The organism is Chloroflexota bacterium, from assembly GCA_034717495.1.
GTDB lineage: Bacteria > Chloroflexota > Anaerolineae > JAAEKA01 > JAAEKA01 > JAYELL01.
This window is the reverse complement of sequence record JAYELL010000048.1, coordinates 1-23,182: the sequence shown is the minus strand read 5'-3', so window position 1 is coordinate 23,182 and position 23,182 is coordinate 1. Positions and strand designations below refer to the sequence as shown.

Below are 23,182 nucleotides of genomic sequence, written 5' to 3'. Positions count from 1 at the left end.
GTCCTTTACTCCGGCCCGAGCAGAATGAGCAGTTCCTTGTCTACTTGTTTCCTTGTCTACTTATTTCCCGTTTCCTTGTTCCCTCATAATACGCCACCGCATCAGCGATCGCCTCACGCAAGCACCCTTGCGGCATGCCCAGTTCCGTGATAGCCCGCGCCGGATCGGCGGTCAAACCCGCCGGCCGACGGCCCGCTTTGCGCGTCACAGCCGGCGGTGCAGGCAACCCGCTTACCTCCGACAGAAGGGAGATAAAGGCCTCTTCATCCAGATTACCATCCGCGTGTCCAAGGATGTAGCGGCTGCCGGGTGTACCCCGGATGGCTGCTGCCAGGTGGCCCGCTGCAATATCGGTAACCGGACAGAGATTCATGCCACCAGCCGGGTAGTCAGGTCGCCGGCCTTCCAGAAAATCGATAAAACGTCCTCCCGTGGCGGTTGGTCGCCAATCGCCAGCCCCTACCGGCGCCGTCGGGTGAACCACCACCACCGGTAGGCCCCGCCTGTTCCAGAGCAGCGCCGCCGCCTCACCCAACCACTTGGAACGCACATAGTGGCTACCGGTTCGCCACAGATTGAAGGGGGTCGTTTCATAGGGCAGGCTTCCGTTATCCGGTCGTCCGATAGTACCGATGGTGCTGGTGTGCACGACCCGTGCTATTCCGGCTTCGGCTGCCGCCGTAAGTAAAGCCTGTGTGCCATCCAGGTTGACCTGGTAGAGACTGTGGGCATCGGCAGGATCGCTGCTGTAATAGGCAGCCAGGTGGAACAGTGTGTCGCAACCGGCCAGTGTGTCCATCCATGGCCCTGGTTCGTTCAGGTCTCCTGCCACCAGTTCCACATCCAGCCGATTTAACAGGCTTCCGGGCGACACGGGCGAACGAACCAGGACGCGTACCGCCACCTGCTTTGCCAACAACGCGCGTGCCACGTGGCTGCCGACGAAACCAGAGCCGCCTGTCAAAAAAGCGCGACGCATCCTATGCCCAACCACGAACCACCTGCCTTAAGCGATCAGCCACTCTTTGCCAGGCAGGTGACCGGTAATTTCCCGCTGCTTCCAGCAATTCGACCCGATCATCCACAGAGCGACCTGCAGTCTGCGCCAGCGATATCCCCGGATACCAGACGAATGTTTTGACGTGCAGTCGCGCCGGCTCCAGGTTACGAATAAACCCGGCTGTGCGCTCGGTTGATTGCGTTGTCTCGCCTGGCAGGCCGGCCATGACGAAAATGCGGCAAAGAATACCTGCATCGCGACTCAACTGCACAACCTCGGCCACGCGATCCAGATAGGTCACAGCCTCATCTCGATCGCCAACCCGCCCCAGTGCCACCAGCAGTTCGGGATCGGCGCTCTCCAGGCCGATCTTGATTGTCGTGCAGCCGGCAGCCTTCATCGTCCGTAACAGACGCCCGTCAAAGTGTTCGGGCCGGCTCTCGCACTCCCAGGTGAGCTTCATGGTGCGATGGTGGAGCTCCGAGCAGAGAGCAAGCACGCGGCTCCGATCAAGGGCGAATACCGGATCGCGAAACATGACATGGCCCGCCTGAAACGCGCCGTCCAGGTGAAGCAGTTCATCGGCCGTGCGGCTGGGAGACTGAAAACGGTGGTCCCTGCCCTGAGCAACGACATAGGGACAGAAACGGCAGCCCGCGGCGCAACCCCGGCTGCTGTGCAGGGTCAGGAAGCTGAAGTCATCCCGCCCGGTCAGGAAGATCTCCCAGGCGGGAATGGGCAGCGCGTCCAGTGCCAGCAACCGGCCATCGGGATGATAGCTCCCCGGCACCAGCTCATAGGGATTAACCACCTCACCCGGCCTGATGTCTCCGTCCAGCAGTCGCCGAGCCGCTGTCGGAACGGCCAGTTCGGGTTCGCCTGCCAGAAGTATATCGACCAGGTCGCTAAGGGCATGGGAAACCTGGGGAAATGACAAAGCCGGGCCAATGGCCAGCACTTTTGACAAGGGTTTGCGTTCCCTGAGCCGGTTGAGAAACGCCCGATCGGCGGCCAGAGTCGCAAAGCTCGCCGTTACGACCAGCAGCTCTGAAGCGGGCAATTGTTCGATGACAGTATCGGGGTCAAGATCCCGGACAACGGCATCGAGTCCGGCAATCTGCCATCCCGCATCCCGCAAGACAGCTGCAGCTGTGGCCAGCAGTTGAGGAGGGTAGACGAAGCCATTTGGCTCGTCACTTGTTGTTCCCATGCCGCCAGATCCCTCACGGTTGGCCGTGGTGCCCGGCAGGCTGGGCGGATTTAGAAAAAACGCCTTTGGAGACATCTTCTTGCATTATACCATAGGCACACGCACCGGACGATGCCTCGACTCTCCTCAATTTGTATCAGGCCGCACTCAATATGGCGCTTGTGACCCACCCCCCGGCCCCCTCCCAATCTGGGAGGGGGAGCGGTTGAGGTCTGCAGAGTAGCGTCATCCCGACTCCCCTCCCCGGTTCGGGGAGGGATCATAAGGGTTGCCCAACTTTGAACAAACGGCTTCGTCCGTCTCACGGCGTAGGCCGGCACCCCTCGATACGCTCCGCAGACTCCGCTAATCAGGATGCGGGCCTGTAGGCAAACTCTGAATTGGCTCCCGATGCCGCCGAAAATGCCGGTTTTCAAGACAGGGGTTTGAAGGTGGCCAAACGAGCGGCGATGATGCTGGCAAACTCCTGGTCTCTATCAGGAATCACTTTAGTTGATTAAGTGTCGGTGCCAGGTCATACAGAACCTAGACGAGCCGCCAACTGTCAGGTATACTTGCATCAGAACGAGTTATCGGGAATCGATCAGTCCGATGGGATGTTTGGCGCCACTTCCCAGTATTGTCCCCTAAGCAAAGACTATGCAGGAGCAATTCGATGAAAGAGGATAATCCTTCCAGTCGACTACCATTCAATCCCAGTTACGAGATGTTCGTACTGGCGTTGGCATTCATCTCCGTGATCAATGAGATCCTACTGCTGTTACCACTCAACCTGCCGCCGGAAGCCAGGCAGGTAGTCCTCGGCATCAGTGCATTGATCAGTCTTTTTCTGATCGTCGATGGTTTCTACAAGGTGTTCAGGCAACGGGGGAGGCGTCGATACTTTTTTGAGTATTACGGTTGGATGACAATCCTTGGCAGCATTCCTGGATTGCACTTTCTGCGCCTGATCCAGTTTTGGCTGGCCGTGCGAAAACTAGGGGACGACGAACGGCGAAGGGTGAAAACAATCGCGGAAAATAACCGGGCCCAAAGCATCCTGCTACTCTTGACCGCAGTCGCCATCGTGGTATTTGAATTTTCGGCGGCCTTCGTCCTGGAAGCAGAATTCCAGGCAGCTGGCGCCAACATCGTGACCGCTGAGGATGCTCTCTGGTGGGCCTACGTGACCGTGATGACGGTTGGCTACGGAGACAAATATCCCGTCACTTCAGGCGGACGCATCGTCGGGACATTGTTGATGGCAGTGGGTATCAGCCTTATCAGTGTTTTCACCAGCTTTGTCACGAATTGGTTCAGGACCTCCAGGCATCGCCGCCTGCAAGCGTCCACTGAACCCGTTGCGGTAACGGATACGGATGATCCCCGCGCCCGCCTGCTCGTAATTCAGCGGCTATTGGACCAACAGGAGCTGGCCTATCAAGAGGCTACTACTGAGCTGCGCAACCAGCTAGGGGAGATCGAAGAGTTGCTTTCGTAGGTAGGCTTGGGGAAATCGGTAGCCAAGGAGCACAAGGCCTGCTATAATGGCAGTACGGGAGTCGGACGTTATGGGTCTTTCATGGATGCGACGGTGACGTATGATCCCGCGAAAATGGTTTCTGGGATTGCCGCCCAACTGCTTCAAGGATGAGGAGTCTGATAGAGATGGCAGACAAGATCGAGACCAAAAAAACGGCCGTACCTGTTGGAGAGTCGGGGACCGATGCCACCGATGTTGGGGAAAAGGATAGGCAATCCAGGGGAAACGAGCAGCTTGGCAACGGTTCGGACCCGGAAACGGACGGCTTGCGCAAGTCGTGTGTGCCCCGGGCGGTTGTTCCCCAGCCGGTGCCCGAGGATGCGTCACTCAAGCACCCATCGCTCTATTTCAATCAGGAGCTTAGTTGGATCGATTTCAACTGGCGCGTTCTCTGGTTGGCTATGGATGAACGCACGCCGTTGCTGGAACGGGTGCGCTTTGTGGCGATCACCGCCAGCAACCTGGATGAGTTTATTCAGAAACGGGTGGGTGGCCTGAAACGGCAGAAGGCAGCCCGGGTGCGCAAGCTGACGCCCGATGGGCGCACGCCAACGCAACAGCTGGCACTCATCCGGGAAGCCACGCTGCTCATGCACGGCACCATGACGGAGATCTGGCAGAAACAGCTGAAGCCCGCATTGGCCGAAGAGGCGGGCATCGTCATCTGCGATTACGATGATCTTACTGCGCTGCAACGAGAGTTCCTGCAAAAGACCTTTCGGACCTTTTATTATCCCGTGCTGACTCCCCTGGCGGTGGATCCGGGGCATCCTTTCCCATTTATCTCGAATCTCAGTTTTTCCCTGGCGGTGGTATTGCGTAATCCAAAGCAGGGAACTATTCACTTCGCCAGACTGAAAGTACCTCCGACCCGGGGACGGTGGATCGAGCTAAAAGGGGATCGCCCCGATGGCAAAAAACATTTACTACCGGTGGAGCAGTTGATTGCCCACCATGCCAGTGAGCTTTTTGGTGGCATGGATATCCTCGGTGTCTATCCCTTCCGGATTACCCGAAACGCCGATGTTCGTCGGGACGAGGAGGAGGCCGAGGACCTTTTGGCCATGATCTCCGGGGAACTGCGTGAACGGCGTTTTGCGCCGGTGGTAAGGCTGGAAGCGGACAAGGCGATGCCATCCAATGTTCGTAGGCTTCTCGAACGAGAGCTGGATTTGAAGCCCGAGGATGTAGTCGAGGTCGATGGGCTGCTCGATCTCACAGCATGTTTTCAGCTCGCCGACATGCACTATCCCCGTTTGAGATACAAAAATTGGGAGCCGGTCATTCCAGGCCGGTTGTTACATGAAGGAGAGACCAAGGCTACGCAAGACATCTTTGCCATTTTGCGACAGGGAGACATCCTCGTTCACCATCCCTATGAATCCTTCGCTGCCAGCGTACAACGACTGATCGAGGAAGCCGCGGCTGATCCTCGGGTTGTCGCGATCAAACAGACGCTCTATCGCACTTCCGATGAATCCCCCATTGTTCAGGCATTGATGCATGCCGCAGAGCAGGGCAAGCAGGTAGCGGTAATGGTTGAGGTAAAGGCTCGCTTTGATGAGGCCAACAATATCGAGTGGGGCCAGATGTTGGAGGCATCAGGGGTTCATGTGACCTATGGCCTGGTGGGCTTGAAAACCCACAGCAAGGCAACCTTGATCGTGCGCGAAGAGCCCGATGGGCCACGGACCTACTGTCACATCGGCACAGGGAATTACCATGCCAAGACCGCAAAACTGTATACCGATCTAGGGTTGCTGACCTGCTCTCCAAGGCTGGGCAACGATCTGGTTAAGCTCTTTCATTATCTGACAGGTTACGCGCCTGGCCAGCGATATGACGAGGTTATTGTCGCGCCCCAGTACATGCGCAGTACATTCGAGGACTTGATCCAGCAGGAGGTTTCGTTCCAGAAGAGCTATGGCAGCGGCAGGATCATCGCCAAAATGAACGCATTGGATGACGTATCGATTATCAGGAAACTGTATAAGGCTTCCCAGGCCGGCGTGCAGATTGATTTAATCTTGCGGGGACATACTCGTTTACGACCAGGATTGCCAGGGATCAGTGAGAATATCCGTGTGGTAAGCATACTGGGACGATTCCTGGAGCACGATCGCATCTTCCATTTCCACAACAATGGCGAACCACGGACATTTATCGGCAGTGCCGATTGGCGGGGGCGCAACCTCAACGAGCGGGTGGAGTTGATAGCTCCTATCGATGAGCCTGAGCTCCAACAGCGTCTCATCAATTTATTACAGGAGGCCTTGCATGATAATCGCCTGGCGTGGGATCTACATTCCGATGGGAGCTATTTCTTGAAACACCCAACTGATGGTGAGCGGGAGAGAAACTATCACAAGATTCTCATGAAGCAGGCCAGCAAGAGCAATCGCAAAGCTCGATAGAGCAGAGCAGCCGTGTTGCCCTGTAGGACAACCATCATGGGTTCCCGTCTTGCGCGAACAGGGGGGTTTACAGTATAATCACATTTACGGATCCCGGATGGTCAAGTTTGCCTGGCAACGATTTAAATTGTCCCTGTTGCGACCCAATCGCGCGTCATCCTCCCCAACGGACGACACGCTGAGAGGCAGTATTGCTGAGAGGAGTGCACCTTGTCAGCCGCAGCATCTCCAGCCCCCAAACCCCGGCGCCGGTGGCGCTGGATAGACATCAAGGAGCAACTTGCAGGCTATCTTTTTGTCTTCCCTGCTTTCTTGATCATCGCCATTTTCGGACTCTTCCCCATTGGTTACTCCGTGTATGTGAGCACCTATAATTGGCGTGTACGCCAGGGCAAGTTCATTGGTCTTGGAAACTTCGAAAAGGCCCTGGGTGACTGGCAGGGTATGGTCTTCTTCATCGGTGGGATTTTGCTTTTGGTTGCAGCCTACATCGTTTGGCAACATGCTTTTAAAGCTGCGACCAACCGGGGTCTGGTCACCGGTGTTATCTGCGCTTTGCTTCTGATCGGAGCCGGTTGGCTGCTGATGATGGGCTGGGGCCGAATGCAGGAAACCGGGGATCCCCGGTTTCTCGACGCCTTGCCCCGCACGGTATTCTATGCGTTGGGGACCGTGCCAGCCGAAATAGGTATTGCTCTGGTGCTGGCATACATTCTGTTTCAGAATATCAAGGGGCAGGAGTTCTTTCGTATGATCTACTTCCTGCCCTACATCACGCCAGTGGTGGCTACAGCTGTCGTGTTCCGCACCATTTTTAGCCCCCGGGAAAGCTCTCTTGCCAACCAGGCTTTGGCCCTCATTGGGCAGGATCCCCAAAAGTGGCTCTTCGAGCCTGCTCCCTTTGTCAATGCCATGTTTGGCATGAATCTGGACGGCCTGGTCGCCGGACCGAGCATGGCTCTGGTGTCGATCATCTTTTTTGGTGTCTGGACCTACATTGGCTATAACACGGTTATCTTCCTGGCGGGCCTGGGCTCCATCCCTGGGGACTTGTATGAGGCAGCCAAGATCGATGGTGCCAATAACTGGCATCTTTTCCGATACATTACCTTGCCTCTCCTGTCACCTGTTACCTTCTACCTGGCGCTAATTGCTTTCATCGGAACCTTTAAGGCCTTCAATCATATTTACGTCATGCGACAGCCATCGGCCCTGGGGACGGCAGATGTGGCAAGCGTGGAGATTTTCGATACCTTTTACAAGGCCAATCAATATGGCTACGCTTCTTCCCAGGCGTTGATTCTCTTTGCAATCATTTTGGCCCTGACTTTGGTCCAGAACAAGGTCTTTGGAGAGAAGGTGTTCTATGGCTAGTACGGCACCCACCATGGATGACCAGTCGAGCGTTAGCTCTTCTAAATCATCAGGTTTTCGCATTCAGCCTGGGCGCCTGGTGCTATACGCCATCCTGTTCTTTGGTGCGTTTCTGGCCTTTCTGCCCTTTTTCTGGATGTTATCGACCTCTCTGATGACTCTTGGAGAGACGATCAATCGCCAATGGCTGCCCGATGTACCTCAATTCTCGAACTACGTGGAGGCGTGGGAGGAAGCCAGGTTCGATAAATATTTTCTCAATAGCGTTATTATCACGCTGGTCACGTTGGCTGGACTGTTGACATCATCCGTGTTGGCTGCCTATGCCTTCGCTCGCATCGATTTCTGGGGCAAAAACGTTCTATTCGCCATCTTGCTGGCAACCATGATGATTCCGGAATCGGTGACCATGATCCCAAATTTCCTGATGATCCGTGGTGATGTCATTCCCCTGCCCGGTGGTACCTGGCTCAACAGGCTGCCTGCATTGACGGTACCCTTCATGGCAAATGCCTTTAGTATTTTCCTCTTGCGCCAGTTTTTCGCTCAGATTCCCAATGAGCTATGGGATTCTGCCCAAATCGATGGCGCAGGTCATTTTCGCTTTTTGTTACGCATCGTGCTGCCCATGAGCGTAGCACCGATCCTGACGGTCACCATCTTTGCATTTATCGGTGCGTGGAACGCTTTCCTGTGGCCTCTGCTGGTGACTACCAAGCCTGATTGGCGACCGCTGATGGTTGGCCTTTGGACCTTTGTGACAGAAGCAGGTCCGGAGACCCAACTCCTGATGGCAGGCGCTGTCATCACAGTGATCCCGATTCTCATTATGTATTTTTTGACCCAAAAGCAGTTTACCGAGGGTATTGCCACTTCCGGTCTGAAGGGATAGGGGCAGTACGGAGGATTAGTTTTCGCTGAAGAGGCAGGTTCGTCTCTGATAACCATCGATTGACCCTTTTCTACACTCTCAAGGAGGAGAATCACTATGACAAGGTCGAAGCTTTGGATACTGTTGGCGATTATTCTCGTCGCCGCAATGGTGCTTGGCGCCTGTGGCGGCAAGGATGAGCCATCTGAGCAGGTTCAGGAGAAGGTCGAAGAAGTGGCCGAGAAGGTGACCGAAAAAGTTGAAGAGGCCAAAGAAGAAGCTCCAACGGCCAAGCCTTCTACCCAGGATATGACTGCGACGGCTGATGCATGGGCAGAGGTGGATCCCAGCGGGCAGACGGTCTTTTTCTGGCACCAGCACACTCGCGGCCGGGAAGAAGCGCTCCAGGAGATTGTTCAGGAGTTCAACGATAGCAACGAGTACGGGATTGAGGTGGTCGCCGAGTACCAGGGTGGTTATGGTGACATCTTCAACAAGATGTTGACCTTCATGAATACCGAGGACGCTCCTAATCTGGTGGTGGCCTACCAGAACCAGGCTGCGACCTACCAGCTGGGCGACTCTCTCATTGACATGACCGATTTGGTTGATAGTGCCAAATGGGGTTACTCTGCTGAGGAGCAGCGAGACTTTTTCAGCGGCTTCTACGGTCAGGACATCTTCCCCAACTTTGGCAATGCCCGTCTGGGCTTCCCGCCCAACCGCTCCATGGAAGTGATGTACTACAACATGGATTGGCTGAAGGAATTGGGCTACGATGCACCGCCGGCAACGCCTGAAGAATTCAAGGAGATGGCCTGTGCGGCTAGCGCCTCACCCTACAGCGGGGCCAGCACCGATGTCAGCCCCATCGGCTACGAATTGAGCGTGGATGCCTCCCGCTTCGCGAGCTGGACCTTCGCTCGAGGTGGGGATGTTTTCGACTACGAAGATGGCCAATACGACTACAACAACGAGGCGGCGGTGGCGGCGATGTCGTTCCTGCAGGAGTTGTTCGAAGAGGGCTGCGCCACCATTGTGACGGAGCGCTACGGCGACCAGACCGACTTTGGCCAGGGCCGCCTGCTGTTCACAGTGGGCTCCAGCTCAGGTCTGCCATACTATCGTAGTGCCGTGGAGGAAGGCGCTAACTTCAACTGGAGTGTTGCACCGATCCCGTATACCACTGGAGAACCGGTGCAGAACATCTACGGCGCCAGCGTCAGTATCCCCAAGACCACCCCTGATGCAGAGTTGGCTGCCTGGCTGTTCCTGAAGCACTACACCAGCCCTGATGTGCAGGCCAAGTGGGTTGAGGCCAGCAACTACTTCCCGGTACGCTCCGGTGTGGCCGAGGGCCTGGACGACTACTTCGCCGAGAATCCGGCCTACCAGACCGCCTTCGAATTGCTGCCCTACGGCACCTTCGAGCCGCCGGCGCCGGGCTATGACTTCGTACGAGACATGGCAGAGGAAGCCATGGCTGCCATTGCTGGCGGTGCGCCTGTTCAGGAGACCCTGGATCAGCTCACCGAAGATGCCAATGCCAGCCTGGCGGAACAGCTCGAGCAGATTCCCGAATCGCCCGACGCTCTGGCCAAGATCGACCCCAGCGGACAGACGGTCTTCTTCTGGCACCAGCACACGCGCGACCGTGAGACGGCGCTGCAGGAGATCGTTCAGGAGTTCAACGATACCAACAAGTATGGCATCGAAGTGGTCGCCGAGTACCAGGGTGGTTATGGTGACATCTTCAACAAGATGTTGACCTTCATGAATACCGAGGATGCTCCCAACCTGGTGGTGGCCTACCAGAATCAGGCTGCAACTTACCAGTTGGGCGATGCGCTGGTGGACATGACTCCCTACGTCGAGAGCATCAAGTATGGCTTGAACAGTGCTGAGCAGAAGGACTTCTTCTCAGGCTTCTTCAACCAGGACATCTTCCCCAACTTTGGCAATGCCCGTCTGGGCTTCCCGCCCAACCGCTCCATGGAAGTGATGTACTACAACATGGATTGGCTGAAGGAATTGGGCTACGATGCACCGCCGGCAACGCCTGAAGAATTCAAGGAGATGGCCTGTGCGGCTAGCGCCTCACCCTACAGCGGGGCCAGCACCGATGTCAGCCCCATCGGCTACGAATTGAGCGTGGATGCCTCCCGCTTCGCGAGCTGGACCTTCGCTCGAGGTGGGGATGTTTTCGACTACGAAGATGGCCAATACGACTACAACAACGAGGCGGCGGTGGCGGCGATGTCGTTCCTGCAGGAGTTGTTCGAAGAGGGCTGCGCCACCATTGTGACGGAGCGCTACGGCGACCAGACCGACTTTGGCCAGGGCCGCCTGCTGTTCACAGTGGGCTCCAGCTCAGGTCTGCCATACTATCGTAGTGCCGTGGAGGAAGGTGCCAACTTCAATTGGAGTGTTGCACCGATCCCGTATACCACTGAAGAGCCGGCGCAGAACATCTACGGCGCCAGCGTCAGCATTCCCAAGACCACGTCTGAGCAGCAGTTGGCTGCCTGGCTGTTCCTGAAGCACTACACCAGCCCTGATGTGCAGGCCAAGTGGGCGCAGGCCAGCAACTACTTCCCGGTACGCGCCAGCGTGGCCGAGGGCCTGGACGACTACTTCGCCGAGAATCCGGCCTACCAGACCGCCTTCGAATTGCTGCCCTACGGCACCTTCGAGCCGCCGGCACCGGGCTATGACTTCGTACGAGACATGGCAGAGGAAGCTATGGCTGCCATTGCTGGCGGTGCGCCTGTTCAGGAGACCCTGGATCAGCTCACCGAAGATGCCAATGCCAGCCTGGCGGAGCAACTCGAGCAGATTCAGTAACTGATCGATTGATCTGGTTTGTTCAGCCAGTTAGATAGATGAAAGGTGTTGCACAGCTTGTTACGTGCAACACCTTTTTTACTGAATCACCTGGCCATGACCGAAGATGATTGGCCCATCATGGAATGGGCCTTAACTGCAGCGCGGCAGGGGGAGTGGGGTGATCCCTGGGTCGCGACATTCGAGTATGGAGGGGTGGGGGTATGTGGGGAAATACAAAAGCGCAGCGGCAAATGTGATCTGCCGTTGCGCTGTCGTGTCTGCGCTTCTCGAACAGGAGCTTAGCTTTTTTCTAATGACAAGGTCAGCTACGGATACAATCGTGATCCAGGTTTACTCGTCAATCAGGTCGGGCTGGCGCACCCGCTTCTGCTGTTCGTCGGCATAGCCCCAGAAGCCAAAAAAGAGGGTGCTTCCGATAGCTGAAATTACAATCCATCCAATAACGAGCAGCACCGGATTTTTGGTACCTTCTGCCAGGAAATATCCGATGACTGCACCCACGATGACACCAATGATCAAGCCAGCGATGACCCACATCCACATACGTCTTGACACACTGAACCTCCTTTGAGATGGCGCCGAATGCCAGAGAAACACTCACTGGCATCGATGATCTCTCAGTTTTGTTGGGCAGCCGAGTTTTCCTGGGCCCTTACCAAAAAGATGGGAATATGCGAGCCACGCAATACCTTGTCGGCAACGCTTCCGTAGACCCATCGGCCTATGCCAGACCTGCCATGGGTCGACATGACGATCAGATCACAATCGGCATCCTCGGCGTAAGAGATGATCTCCTCGGCTGGCTGGTGGCCGAAGCGCACGATTGTTTTGACTTCGTGGCCTGTCAATGGCGGGCGCCCCGCCACTTGAATCAGGTAATCGTCGTACTGCCCGCGCGCCTGCTGCATCTCTTCCGACTGGTCAGCCTGATAATCATGATAGGCAGGCACGGGGTATAAGTCGACCACAGCCAGGGACTGATCGCTCAGAAGTGGTGCAACGGTCACCAGATGAACTTCGGTCTCTCCCGCGACTGCGATCTGCCCGGCATGGTCCAAGGCCAGCTCAGCAAAAACAGAACCGTCAAGGGGAACGAGGATACGGTGATACATGGGACTCAACACTATCTCCGATGCAGAAAAAAAGAGCTGCGGTCCCCATTTTACTCAGAAACTGTTTAAAAAGTAAAACGGTCAATTGGAAACAAGCAGATAAAAGTCCTGACCCACGATCAACTGGATATCGACATTTCCTTGAAGAGCATCTTCACGCAAGACATTGTCGTCTGAGATTGCGAACATATCCTTCAAATTGGTGGTCGTAAAGGGCTTTTCAGTGCCAGAGATCAGGACCGTCCGGGGGTAGTCTGTCCGCTCTGCCTGGCCGTGTTGGACGACATCATATCCCTGGCGCTCGAGCCAATCTGCTGTTCGGGCTGCCAGTACAGGATCGCTGGTACCATTTTGGACGACGATTCGGGCTCCTTCACCTGCAAGGCTATGACGCAATGCTTCTGCCTGTGCCTGAAAATCATTGCGCACCTGTTGTCGTGCCAGTTCAGCCTCTTGCTGTGCCTGTTGTTGGGCATGTAGACGGGCAAGTGCCTCTACATCCAGTTGGGGGGCATCTTTTTTGGCCGAAAACACCTGGTCGACCGCGGGTCGGATACGCTCTCGATCAGGCACCAGGATCCAGCCGTAGGGGCTGTCGGGGTCTACTTTGGCGTACTTCGTGTCCAGAACAAGTCGTTCGATATCGTCGATCTGAACTCGACCGGCGAGGGAGACAAACTCTGCCACCTTGGACGCTGGAATGTCATGTTCGATGTTGTCGGCCAGCACGTCGAGGAAATCGAAAATCCGCAGTCCGGCCAATAACTTGTTTTCAATAACCCGGTCCTTTACGGCGATAAGAACCTGTTGTTGACGCCGTGCACGTTCGAAGTCGCTGTCCGTGTTTCGTACGCGTACATATTTCAGGGCTGTTTCGCCATCCAGATGTTGATCTCCCGCGTCGATATGGAAGGTCGAATAGCCATAATCGATGGTGGGAAATTCTTCGTCGTGGATGGTATTGGGTACCACAACGTCGATTCCCCCTAGCAGGTCGATGACTTTCTCGAAGCCGTCGAAGTTGATCTTGACATAGTAGTCGACGGGATAGCCCAGGAATTCACTGACTGTGTTTTTTGCCAGCGCCCCCCCGCCCCCTGGATAGTCGCTGGTCTCGCCAACGACATAGGCCGTGTTGATCTTTCCACCCTGCTCAAAGCCCGGGATTGGGACATATAGATCGCGAGGCAGGGAAATCATCCCCGCGTTGCCCGTGTCAGGGTCTACCGTGACAACAATTATGTTGTCGGTGCGCGGTGGACTGTAATCATCAGGACGCTGGTCAACCCCCAGGAGAAGCATTGTAATGCGATTATCCTGCTCTACCTGGGGCAAGATCAGCGACGGGCTGGTGCCGGGAAGTGCTGAGGATATGGCGGGTTTTTGTTGTGGCGCTGTTTCGGTCGTTTCGACGTCCCCGGCCTGCGGGCGCGACGCCAGGACAATATTGGGCGGGCTGACTACCGATACTTCGGGTAGCGAACGCGCCGTCTCTCTGGCCCATTGATAGATAGCCGTCGACGCGTAAATCACCCCAACAACAAGACTAATAAAAAGAATGCCCAGCACAAAGGCCGGCCAAATTCTCTTTACTTTCGACCGCTGGTCAGACATTTTTGTCTCTCTCTTATCGGCTGAACCAGGGTCACTATTCTGCTCGTACATAGCACGATTCTAGCACAGGGCTATACTCATTGGCAAATTGTAGGTAGGTCACTCCCTCGCAGGCAGTACGCAAGCGTTAACCTTGACCACAAGGTCCCGCTGCGCTTCGCTGCGGGATTCGCCATTGGCAATTGACAATTTGCTAGCTTTCCTCGCTGTCCGTTTCGGTTTCGACCTCAGCTTCGACCTGGGGTTGGGGGATGTCGGTGCGATACAGGCCATCCTCGGTCAGGATGTAGAAATAGCCGCCGATTTCATCAACGTACAGGTCTCGCATCTTTCGCAGCTTCTCCAGATCGGTCCTGTCATCAGGACGGAATTGCTGCAGGTATTTGCCTGTTTTGTCGAATTCCACAATTCGTCCGTTTCCGCTGTCGACGATATAGAGATTCTGGGCGGTGCCTGCCTCGGATCCCACAAAGAAGGCCTGGGGCTGAGCTAACGGTGTGTCGGGTGGTTGCTCAAATTCCAGAGCCCGTTGGCGACCCTCAGAGAAATCTTGCACCATGCCGTCCCGGTACAGTACCCAGATATCGCCATCGATGCCCACATCTATGGCCCGCGAAAAATCGATAGTGGCGTCGTCCTCCAGATAAGACTCGGGGGCATTTCCGTAGCCATCGTCAGTCGGGCGGTAGCGCAGTATGCGGCCTGTCTCGCTGCCATCCACCAGGTAAAAGTTGCCAATGAAGCTGGAGATGACCTTGGGAGACTGCCATGCCTCCCGGTCGGCCAGAGCCAGTGCAGAGAGTCCCGTCGCGCTGTCATACTCGATCAGGTTTCGGTTGCTATCAAGGATCAAAAGATTACTGGAGTTTCGGTTGCCACCTGCGTCGGCCCACACGAAGTCCATCAGTTCACCCACCAGTTGTCCATCGGGCAAAGGTTGACCTCGCTCTGCCAGAACCCCGGCTGACGTCTCCGGGATCAAGCCACTCACATTGTCAATACGATACTGGGTTACGCGATCGAGTCCCCGGTCAAGCAGGTAGATGCGGTCACCGTCCATCTCGATTTTGGAAGGCTCGCTGCCGCTACCGCCCAGCTCCTGCAGCGTGAGAAGTTTATAGAGTGGTGTAACACTGTTGACTTCGTTCAGGCGCGCCTGAATGTCAGCTTGCAGATCGGCTGCCTCGGGGACTTGGGGAAGCAGCTCAATGGCCTCCTGAACCCGTTCCTGGGCATCCTGAAGCTGCGCGCGGGCTGTTTCGTCCAGCACACCTTCCTGAATGGCTGCATCATAGGCAGCAACAGCGCCCTGAATCAGGCTGTCGACTGTCGTCTCCACCGCACTCCGTTGATACCAGCGTGCTGCATAGATACCGGCTGCGATAAGTGCCGGAATCAACAGTATCAATAGCCAGGGCCACCACCGCCGTTTTTTGGGCGGTTCTGCTACCACAGGTTCGGCGACGGGCTCAGGATCCGCTGTGACCTGGCCAAGCTCCACGGCTCGTTCCCCATCGGAGGCAATCACTTCCTCTGGTTCGACCGGTTCTTCTCCCTCGATGGTATCAGCGGCCGCGTCTTGTTCTGTAGCGGGTTCCCCTTCTTGCGTCTCTTCCTGCTGGTCGGCCGGGGGAGCAACGATGGGAGCGACGAGCGCTTCCGCGCTGGCGGCGATCTGCGCTGACGGTGTCACATGAACCGCCATGGCGTTGAGGTCTGCATCGCTGGGAGCCAGGGTTTCCAGGTATTCCAGGGCGGTCTCGGTATCGGACGCAAGGGCGACCCCGGCCAGCCTGCGCAATGGCACATTCGCGGCCCAATTGCTTCCCAATTGCAGAATGAGCGCCTCTTTCCCGATAGAGGTCCGAAAGATCTCGATATGGGGCAGCGCAGCGCCCCCTAAAGGAGCAGCCTCCAGGTGGATCTCCCCGGGGAATTGCTCGACTCGTTCCGGATGTCCGACCAAAACCATGGCGGGGCCGCCGACGCCCAGGAAAAGCTCATTGCCCTTGAGCACAGCGCAGTTGACTCCGGCAAGCTGAACCGCATCCGGGTACACGCTGTTATGTTCCTGAAGAGCTTTATGCCCGGCGAGTATAGCCTCAGTAAGGGCTGCTCGCACGTCGCTGGTCGAGTCGTAGTATACCCCTTGGATGGCATTCATCAGCAGGCGATAGAGCCGCGCTGAAGCTTCCGGTTCTCCGCTAATCTCCAATAAAATATACAGATTGCCCTGGGAGGTAGCCTGGGGGGAGGAAGGGTGCGGCTCAACGGTCCGGACATTCCAGGATCTGGTCCGGCGTTCGCCGTCGAACATGGATAGGGAGTCGATGTCGGTATTCATGCGAGCCATGCCGAGCCCCTTTCAAAAATTGTCTGGGTTCTCCACCAATCGAGATTGCATTGAGGATGGCCATAGTTGATACGGCGTCCGTTGCTTTCCTGGCAACCAACACCAATAGCGCTTATCCCAGTATGGCCGATTTTACGATACTGTTGGATATTTGTCAATAGTGTTTTCACATTATACCACGAAAAACGCTGGTTTGCACGTACAAGTGCTTGCAGTATAATAACGGGCGAATGTTTGTTCGATCAGGGAATCGCATTTTGTGCATCACAAGTGGCAACTGGTTTCAGGCAGGTATAAGAGGTAACTCATGCTGGAGTTAAATCGTTTGACGGTGCCTGTTGCAGAAATGGCTGAAGCTCTGTCCGGGCAACGCAGTGTGCTTCGGGATCAGGCGGATCAGGCGCGCCGGACGCTCAAAGAACAGGCACAGGTAACCGATGAGTTGAGGGAGAAGCTCAAACAAGCTGAGAAAGTTGATCCAAGCTGGCGCGGGGCAGATCCCCTGGGCGATCGGCTGGATGAACTGCAAGAGCTACCCAAAATTGTCGAACCTGCTACCTTGATTGCCAGCGATGGATCGCAGATATATCCCGATACCCACGGCATTGCGCTATACTATCTGCTTAACGTGGGTACGATCATATTGCGCCAGGGAAGCGGCGAGGCGCCGATCACAGCTACCGAGGCCCGGGTAGGTTTCGAGGCAACCGATCTGTTTCGGCAGCGCGGCGGTGGGTTGATTGACAACGATGAAGTCAATTACCGGCGGGATATCTGGGAATTGCAGGTGCTTGCCCTCCTTTCCCGGGAGGAACGCCTCGCCTTGGGTGGTGACCTGGCGCGTGGTATCGTCGCCTTGGGTGACGGGCCTCTTCTTCCCTGGATGCCCCAACGTTTGAGCGATGAAGAGCAACGGCGTCGGGTCAAGAAGTATGCCGGGGCTTTGGACATCATGAAGAAGGCGGCCGTTTTTCCGTTTGGATATATCGACCGTCCTCGCAGCGCCAACATTCTGCGTTTATTACACCTGGCCGAATTATCCATGGAGGAAATCTCCAAGGAGCGACTGCGCCAGGATAATCCCTATCGAGGGCTGGCTGATCGCAGTCTGTTCAGGTACCTGGCTCCAGGCCAACGCTCCGCTCTGTTCGCCGCGACATCGGAGATCAATAGAAGCTATGAGTCTCAAGGCCACCGTATCTACTTCTGTTTCCTCAATGTGGCGAATGACAGGCAGAATCCCTGTGTTGTGCGTGTTGAGGTTCCGGAGTGGATTGCCCGAAAACAGGACCAGATGGACATGGCCCTGACTTCGGTGCTGGCTGACTGCCGGCTGACCAACTATCCCTATGTTCTGACGCGCGCCGACGAACTGGCACGGGTCAGTCGACAGGAGAAAGATGTGTTTGAGCAGATGTTAAGCGTTGAGATGTATCGACGGGGTCTGGCTGTTGCGTTGTCGTCGAAGCAGGCTCAGAAGGGATTCACTGGTCTCAATTAGATCGAGGTGATTGGTATGAGCGATTTGACGCGGGTGGGCCGGGTGTTGCGCGCCAGCACAAGGGATTTCACCGTAGGCTGCCAGACGTTGGAGGAAGAAATTCCCTCGTTCGGTACCCTGGTTCGGGTTGAACGAAGGGGTGGCCTGGTCTATGGCCTGATCACCGATGTTCGAGTCGACGACGATCCATTTGTCAGGCAGTTGATCGCTGCCGGCTCGTTGACCGACGAGTACGTGGCTGACCAGCGCCAGCGCCGCCAGGTGCCCGTCGAGGTCCATGCCCTTGTGGTTGGCGGCAGGCAGGATGGCGGAGGGATCTATCACCGCTTACCTCCTCAACCCCCTGCAACGCTGAGTTGGGTTGAACTCTGCGGCCCGGATGAGATTCGCCAGTTTGGCGGAGGCTTTGGTTTTCTTCGCACCCTGTTGAACGCGGAGGATGTGCCCGCCGATGAGCTGTTGGCCGCCTCTTTGAGGCAGATGGCTGCCGTTCAGGACGGACCGGTGGAAACCCAGGAGTTTCTCATAGCGGCCGGCCGGGAGTTGGCTCGCCTTTTGAGTCGGGATCCTGGCAGACTTGACGGTATTTTGCAGCGAATGCGAAGCGAGGGGTGAAACGTGACCGAGACTATTCAGCCATTGAGTGAGTATTACGACGCCGACGCCGAATTTGAGTCGTTGCCCAGCGCCGGTAGGGCTCTCGAACCTGTTCGCCAACGCCTTGGATTGATAGTTGGTGGTTCTCTGTCGCGTGGTCTCGAGGTGCGCCTGGCTCGGGAGATAAACACCGAAGAGCTGGCGGTGGGCAGTTATTCCGTGGTGCATGGAGACCGCAAGCGTTTTTTCAGCATGATCACCGATGTGCAACTGGGCGCTTCCAGTGAAGAGATTGCCTTGAATCCGCCCGCTGTAGATGACGACTTTCTGCGGCAGATTCACCTGGGTACCAGCGCCTTCGGCCTGGTTCACCTGAGCCCCATGCTGGTCCTGGAAGAAGGCGCGCAGGATCCCAGGCCAGTCAAGACGATTCCGGGTCACTTCAGCGAAGTGCGTGCCGCCGGCCAGGACGAAGTCGACGAGATCTTCGGGCCAGAGGGCCCTGATAAGCAGCGGGACACTTACTTTTTCCATGTTGGTGAACCCCTGGACATGGAAGATGTCAAGATCACGCTCGATCTGAAGCGGCTGGTGGAAAGATCATCCGGTGTTTTTGGCAAGACGGGCACGGGCAAGACCTTTCTCAGTCGCCTGCTGCTGGCGGGCATCATCCATGCCGATGCCGCTGTCAACCTGGTTTTCGATATGCACAACGAGTATGGTTGGGAGGGAAGCAGCGAGGGGGTTACCACCAGGGTTAAGGGCCTCAAACAGATCTTTCCCGATGGCCGGGTCAGTATTTTTACGCTGGATGACGAGTCCAGCCGGCGACGGAACTCCAATCCCGACTATACCATCACCATTGGCTACGACCAGATCGAGCCCGATGATCTGGAGATGTTGCGGGGAATCTTCAATCTGAGCGAAGCCCAGATCGGTGCCATCTACGCCCTGCACCGTCGCATTGGAAAACAATGGCTGGCCAACTTCCTCGACGACAAATGGATCGAAAGCTGGGGTGACCCGGAAGAGGGGCCGGGAGCCAGTGGCCTCAAAGGCCTGGCCGACGCTATGGGACAGACCTATCAGACCCTGGCAGCGCTGCGGCGGCGCTTCGAGCGCTTTCGCCGGTACGGGTTTCTGGTCCCCAAGGCCCAGTCGGATACTATCGATTATCTATTCAAGCACCTGGATAACGGCACCAGCGTCGTTCTGGAATTCGGGCGCTATGGAAATAGCCTGGATGCTTACCTCTTTGTCGCCAACTTTCTGACGCGGCGCCTGCACCGGAAGTATGTTGTGAAGAAGGAAAACGCCTTCGGTGACAGGGCGGAAGAGCCAAGGCCTCTGGTGATCACCATCGAGGAAGCCCACAAATTCCTCGATCCCGCCATCGCCAGCCATACGATCTTCGGCACCATCGCCAGGGAGTTGCGCAAGTACAACGTGACGCTTCTGGTGGTGGATCAGCGCCCCAGCCGCATCGATCCGGAGGTCATGAGCCAGATCGGCACCCGGGTCACCGCCCTGCTGGACGAGGAGAGCGATATTCACGCGGTGTTGATGGGTGTGAGTGGCGCCGCCGGCCTCCGGGAGGTACTGGCTCGCCTGGATACGCGGCAACAGGCACTGATCCTGGGCCACGCCGTGCCCATGCCGGTCGTGGTGCACACTCGCAGCTACGATCTGGGCTTCTACAAGGCCATGGGTTTTCGAGATGAGGAAGAGTTGCCGGGCCAGTTCGAGGCTAACGTCACGTCCATGCGAGGGGACGAGGATTTCGAGGGCTTTGATTAAGGCAGGGGTAGAACCAGCACCGCTGTAGAAACAGATAAACCCCGGTTTCAGTCGATAGACGCGAGGACAAGAATGCCAGACCTGGTTCTTTGGAATGGAAGACTGTGGACACAGGATCTCCGCTTTCCCGACGCCACTGCCATTGCCATCCGCGATGGTCACATTCTGGCTGTGGGCAGTGATGACGAAATCCGCGACCTGGCCCGGCCAAATACAGAATCGGTAGACCTGCGGGGCCGGCGGGTTCTGCCCGGTCTCACCGACGCCCATTTTCATTTTAAGGGCTGGGCGCTGGCCCGGCGCCGGCTGCGCTTGGCGGGGCTGCCCTCGCTGGCGGCCGCGCAGGAAGCTGTGGGCCAGGCGGCGCAATCCGCGCCGCCCGGCCAGTGGATCCGCGGCCAGGGCTGGAACGAGACCAACTGGCCTGAGCGACACTTTCTCAGCGCTGCCGACCTGGACGCTGTCGCGCCCGATCACCCTGTCTTTCTCCATCGCAGCGACCTGCACCTGGCCACAGCCAGCTCAATGGCGCTGCGGCTGGCAGGCATCACAGCCGATACGCCCGATCCCGAGGCCGGTGTCATCGACCGGGATGGGGCAGGCCAGCCTACCGGCGTGCTGCGGGACAAGGCCATGGACCTGGTGTCCGCGGTGGCTCCCAAGCCTGGCGACGATGAGATTGACCTGGCCATGCGGGATGCCATCGTCGAGGCCCATCGCCTGGGGTTGACCGGTATTCACGATTTTCGTTCCACCGGTGCCGAAAAGGGCCGAGTTGACATGCTGGCCTGGCAGCGCCTGTGGCAACGGCAGGCACTGGACCTGCGGGTGTGGGCCATGATCGCCGGCGAGTCGCTGGATGCCATGATTGCCCTGGGGCTGCGCACCGGTTTTGGCGATGACCGGCTGCGCACCGGCGGCATCAAGCTCTTCGCCGACGGTTCCCTGGGGGCGCGCACTGCCTGGATGCTGGACGATTACCAGGATGGCGGAACAGGTTTGCCCATCGTGCCCATGGCCGAGATCGCCGACAAAGTGGCCCGGGCCGACGCGCACGGCATCTCCGTTGGTATCCATGCCATCGGCGACCAGGCTATCCACGAGTTGCTCGACGTCTTTACCGAAGTTCTCCCCGCGTCCTCGCCCCCCCCCTTCGCCGTGCCTTCTGCCCCCCACCGCATCGAACACATGCAGCACAGCCGCCCGGGCGATCTGAAACGCCTTGGCGAATTGGGCCTGGTGTCCTCGGTGCAGCCATTGCACGTGGTGGATGACATGGGCCTGGTGGAGTGGGCCGTGGGCGATGACCGGGCGCGCTGGACCTACGCCTTTCGCACCATGATGGAGGGCGGTGCGGTGCTGGCTCTGGGCTCCGATGCTCCGGTGGCCGACCCCAACCCCTTCCTGGGTATCCACGCTGCGGTGACCCGTCAACGGCCAGACGGCACGCCGGCCGGCGGCTGGTTCCCGGAGCAATGTTTGACTGTCGCGGAGGCAGTTTATGGTTACACCATGGGACCGGCCATTGCCAGTGGGCAGACCGACAGGCTAGGCAGCCTGAGCCCCGGCAAGTTGGCGGATTGCGTCGTGCTGGATCGGGATATCTTTGCTGGTCCGCCGGCCGGGATCGCCGGCACGCAAGCGGCAATGACAGTGTTCGATGGGCGGATCGTCCATTGCTCATGACCTTCCAGGAAGCCGCGAGCTTCCTGGAAGGTGATTCTCCGAATTCCTCCTTTGCCGATAGCGTTCACGCGACTCGTAGGGACGCGCGGAAGCGCGCTACCAGCCGCGCGCAATGGTCGGCAAATGCAACTGGTGCTCCAGTTTCTGGAACATATAGATGCCGTCCTCCGTTCCGGCATACAGGATGCTTGGGTCGGTCGGATCGATGGCCAGCGAGAGCAACCGGGCGCCGGGCCATCCCTCGTCCACGGCATGCCAGTTTTCGCCCCGATCGTTGCTCTTGAACACGCCGTGTTGCTCGGTGCCGGCATAGATGGTGTCCAGATTGGGGGTCATTCGCTACTGGTGACGTACCTCACGATGATCTGAGGAACATCCAGATAGTGGCGATCTGTTGTCAACAGCTCAGAGCCGTGTTCCATCGCGGATGCAGCGATCCAGAGGTCGTTGGTGGGGATGGGGCGCCCAATGCCACGCAGGTAAGCGTAGATGTGAGCGTAGCGTTCGGCGGTGAGGGTACCAATGGGAACCGTATGCACACGAGCGCTACGGAGGAATTCCTCCAACTCGCTGCGATTATCTTCCCGGCGGCTGCCAGCTGCAAAGCCGGCCAGCAATTCCCCCAGCACGGTAGCCGGGATCAAGATCGTTTTTGCCTCCTGGAGCGCCTGGACTACTTGAGGGTGGCCTCGCCTAAAGACCGAGTAGGCTGATGTGTCGAGCAGGAGGCTATTCAGCGCCATAGGTCTTCGTCAATGCCCCGCTGGGTTGCCAGTTGCTGCTCGAATTCCTCGCAATCCTGTTCTGTCCACGTGCCGGCCAGGTGATCCAGGTCGTGGTACGATCTGGGTGCTTCCTTCCCGTTGCCGCTCTCAAGTCCCAACGCATGTCGCAGGAGCGACAGGACATAACGGTTGACGCTCAGGCCGCGCTGGCTGGCTTCGGTTTTCAGGCGATGGTGCAGGGTGCTATCGATCCCGCGAACGGTTAACTGCTTCATGGAATAATCTCCAAGCTATGATCGGGTGAAGGCATCAATGACATTATAGTGCATGCATATATTGCTGTCAATCGCGGTGTCTTGGCAGGGCTAACGGGAACAGGCAGAATAGAAGTCGGACTTCTGGATTCATCTTGATTTACTGACCTTTCAGGAAACTATGAGCTTCCTGGAAGGTGATTGTTCGCTTTCTTTGCAGGAAAACCTGATCGTGCTATCATGCCGCTATGACACACCCTGCCATTCGATTGCTGCACATTGCCGATATCCATATCGGTATGGAG

Annotated in this window: 18 protein-coding genes; 9 read left to right on the top strand and 9 right to left on the bottom strand. The window is 57.0% G+C overall.

The features are described 5' to 3' along the window. Window positions 1–40: 40 nt before the first annotated feature. A complete protein-coding gene (locus U9R25_09385; protein MEA3336107.1) occupies window positions 41–964 on the bottom strand; it encodes an NAD-dependent epimerase/dehydratase family protein in 924 nt (307 codons plus the stop codon). A gap of 16 nt (window positions 965–980) precedes the next feature. Continuing rightward, the gene (locus tag U9R25_09380) at window positions 981–2,210 is read right to left on the bottom strand and encodes a radical SAM protein (protein MEA3336106.1); all 1,230 of its coding nucleotides are present in this window, start codon (window positions 2,208–2,210) and stop codon (window positions 981–983) included. Window positions 2,211–2,865: 655 nt separating this feature from the next. Between U9R25_09380 and U9R25_09375 the strand changes: the two genes are divergently transcribed. From U9R25_09375 to U9R25_09355, 5 genes are all read left to right on the top strand, one after another. Then, window positions 2,866–3,690, top strand: coding sequence for a potassium channel family protein (locus U9R25_09375; protein MEA3336105.1), 825 nt, complete (start codon window positions 2,866–2,868; stop codon window positions 3,688–3,690). 167 nt (window positions 3,691–3,857) lie between these two features. After that, window positions 3,858–6,146, top strand: a complete 2,289-nt coding sequence (gene ppk1 / locus U9R25_09370; GenBank protein ID MEA3336104.1) for a polyphosphate kinase 1 — start codon at window positions 3,858–3,860, stop codon at window positions 6,144–6,146. A gap of 210 nt (window positions 6,147–6,356) precedes the next feature. Continuing rightward, a complete protein-coding gene (locus tag U9R25_09365) occupies window positions 6,357–7,520 on the top strand; it encodes a sugar ABC transporter permease (protein ID MEA3336103.1) in 1,164 nt (387 codons plus the stop codon). Continuing rightward, window positions 7,513–8,412, top strand: coding sequence for a carbohydrate ABC transporter permease (locus U9R25_09360; protein ID MEA3336102.1), 900 nt, complete (start codon window positions 7,513–7,515; stop codon window positions 8,410–8,412). The genes U9R25_09365 and U9R25_09360 overlap by 8 nt, the downstream gene beginning before the upstream one ends. 96 nt (window positions 8,413–8,508) lie before the next feature. Further along, window positions 8,509–11,235, top strand: coding sequence for an extracellular solute-binding protein (locus U9R25_09355; protein MEA3336101.1), 2,727 nt, complete (start codon window positions 8,509–8,511; stop codon window positions 11,233–11,235). Between the two features lie 333 nt (window positions 11,236–11,568). On the opposite strand, the gene U9R25_09350 is transcribed toward U9R25_09355, so the two are convergent. The 4 genes from U9R25_09350 to U9R25_09335 form a co-directional block, all read right to left on the bottom strand. Continuing rightward, the gene (locus U9R25_09350) at window positions 11,569–11,793 is read right to left on the bottom strand and encodes a YtxH domain-containing protein (GenBank protein MEA3336100.1); all 225 of its coding nucleotides are present in this window, start codon (window positions 11,791–11,793) and stop codon (window positions 11,569–11,571) included. 62 nt (window positions 11,794–11,855) lie between these two features. Then, window positions 11,856–12,350, bottom strand: coding sequence for a universal stress protein (locus U9R25_09345; protein ID MEA3336099.1), 495 nt, complete (start codon window positions 12,348–12,350; stop codon window positions 11,856–11,858). Between the two features lie 81 nt (window positions 12,351–12,431). Next, window positions 12,432–13,964 carry an LCP family protein gene (locus tag U9R25_09340; protein ID MEA3336098.1) on the bottom strand — a complete coding sequence of 511 codons (1,533 nt, stop codon included), beginning with the start codon at window positions 13,962–13,964 and terminating at the stop codon, window positions 12,432–12,434. Window positions 13,965–14,157: 193 nt separating this feature from the next. Further along, window positions 14,158–16,317 (bottom strand): hypothetical protein, encoded by a 2,160-nt coding sequence (locus U9R25_09335; protein ID MEA3336097.1) that lies wholly within the window; start codon window positions 16,315–16,317, stop codon window positions 14,158–14,160. Window positions 16,318–16,624: 307 nt separating this feature from the next. Here U9R25_09335 and U9R25_09330 point away from each other — a divergent pair, with 307 nt between their 5' ends. From U9R25_09330 to U9R25_09315, 4 genes are all read left to right on the top strand, one after another. After that, window positions 16,625–17,818, top strand: a complete 1,194-nt coding sequence (locus U9R25_09330; GenBank protein ID MEA3336096.1) for a DNA double-strand break repair nuclease NurA — start codon at window positions 16,625–16,627, stop codon at window positions 17,816–17,818. Between the two features lie 15 nt (window positions 17,819–17,833). Then, a complete protein-coding gene (locus U9R25_09325) occupies window positions 17,834–18,433 on the top strand; it encodes a hypothetical protein (protein MEA3336095.1) in 600 nt (199 codons plus the stop codon). Window positions 18,434–18,436: 3 nt separating this feature from the next. Continuing rightward, window positions 18,437–20,212, top strand: coding sequence for an ATP-binding protein (locus U9R25_09320; GenBank protein ID MEA3336094.1), 1,776 nt, complete (start codon window positions 18,437–18,439; stop codon window positions 20,210–20,212). A 72-nt stretch (window positions 20,213–20,284) separates the two neighbouring features. After that, complete coding sequence (locus tag U9R25_09315; GenBank protein ID MEA3336093.1) at window positions 20,285–21,898, top strand: amidohydrolase; 1,614 nt, start codon at window positions 20,285–20,287, stop codon at window positions 21,896–21,898. Between the two features lie 96 nt (window positions 21,899–21,994). On the opposite strand, the gene U9R25_09310 is transcribed toward U9R25_09315, so the two are convergent. From U9R25_09310 to U9R25_09300, 3 genes are read right to left on the bottom strand one after another with little or no spacing between them, the layout of a single operon-like run. Further along, complete coding sequence (locus U9R25_09310) at window positions 21,995–22,234, bottom strand: hypothetical protein (protein ID MEA3336092.1); 240 nt, start codon at window positions 22,232–22,234, stop codon at window positions 21,995–21,997. Beyond that, complete coding sequence (locus tag U9R25_09305) at window positions 22,231–22,641, bottom strand: type II toxin-antitoxin system VapC family toxin (protein ID MEA3336091.1); 411 nt, start codon at window positions 22,639–22,641, stop codon at window positions 22,231–22,233. The genes U9R25_09310 and U9R25_09305 overlap by 4 nt, the downstream gene beginning before the upstream one ends. Further along, entirely contained in the window at window positions 22,632–22,898 is a 267-nt protein-coding gene (locus tag U9R25_09300) for a hypothetical protein (GenBank protein MEA3336090.1), read from the bottom strand. Before U9R25_09300 ends, U9R25_09305 begins: the two co-directional genes overlap by 10 nt. Window positions 22,899–23,182 lie beyond the last annotated feature (284 nt).

Excerpts from the sequence above, each read along its gene's own strand:
- U9R25_09380 (MEA3336106.1), bottom strand. The coding sequence starts at position 2,210 with ATGGGAACAACAAGTGACGAGCCAAATGGCTTCGTCTACCCTCCTCAA.
- U9R25_09375 (MEA3336105.1), top strand. The coding sequence starts at position 2,866 with ATGAAAGAGGATAATCCTTCCAGTCGACTACCATTCAATCCCAGTTAC.
- ppk1 (MEA3336104.1), top strand. The coding sequence starts at position 3,858 with ATGGCAGACAAGATCGAGACCAAAAAAACGGCCGTACCTGTTGGAGAG.
- U9R25_09360 (MEA3336102.1), top strand. The coding sequence starts at position 7,513 with ATGGCTAGTACGGCACCCACCATGGATGACCAGTCGAGCGTTAGCTCT.
- U9R25_09355 (MEA3336101.1), top strand. The coding sequence starts at position 8,509 with ATGACAAGGTCGAAGCTTTGGATACTGTTGGCGATTATTCTCGTCGCC.
- U9R25_09345 (MEA3336099.1), bottom strand. The coding sequence starts at position 12,350 with ATGTATCACCGTATCCTCGTTCCCCTTGACGGTTCTGTTTTTGCTGAG.
- U9R25_09340 (MEA3336098.1), bottom strand. The coding sequence starts at position 13,964 with ATGTCTGACCAGCGGTCGAAAGTAAAGAGAATTTGGCCGGCCTTTGTG.
- U9R25_09335 (MEA3336097.1), bottom strand. The coding sequence starts at position 16,317 with ATGGCTCGCATGAATACCGACATCGACTCCCTATCCATGTTCGACGGC.
- U9R25_09330 (MEA3336096.1), top strand. The coding sequence starts at position 16,625 with ATGCTGGAGTTAAATCGTTTGACGGTGCCTGTTGCAGAAATGGCTGAA.
- U9R25_09325 (MEA3336095.1), top strand. The coding sequence starts at position 17,834 with ATGAGCGATTTGACGCGGGTGGGCCGGGTGTTGCGCGCCAGCACAAGG.
- U9R25_09315 (MEA3336093.1), top strand. The coding sequence starts at position 20,285 with ATGCCAGACCTGGTTCTTTGGAATGGAAGACTGTGGACACAGGATCTC.
- U9R25_09310 (MEA3336092.1), bottom strand. The coding sequence starts at position 22,234 with ATGACCCCCAATCTGGACACCATCTATGCCGGCACCGAGCAACACGGC.
- U9R25_09305 (MEA3336091.1), bottom strand. The coding sequence starts at position 22,641 with ATGGCGCTGAATAGCCTCCTGCTCGACACATCAGCCTACTCGGTCTTT.
- U9R25_09300 (MEA3336090.1), bottom strand. The coding sequence starts at position 22,898 with ATGAAGCAGTTAACCGTTCGCGGGATCGATAGCACCCTGCACCATCGC.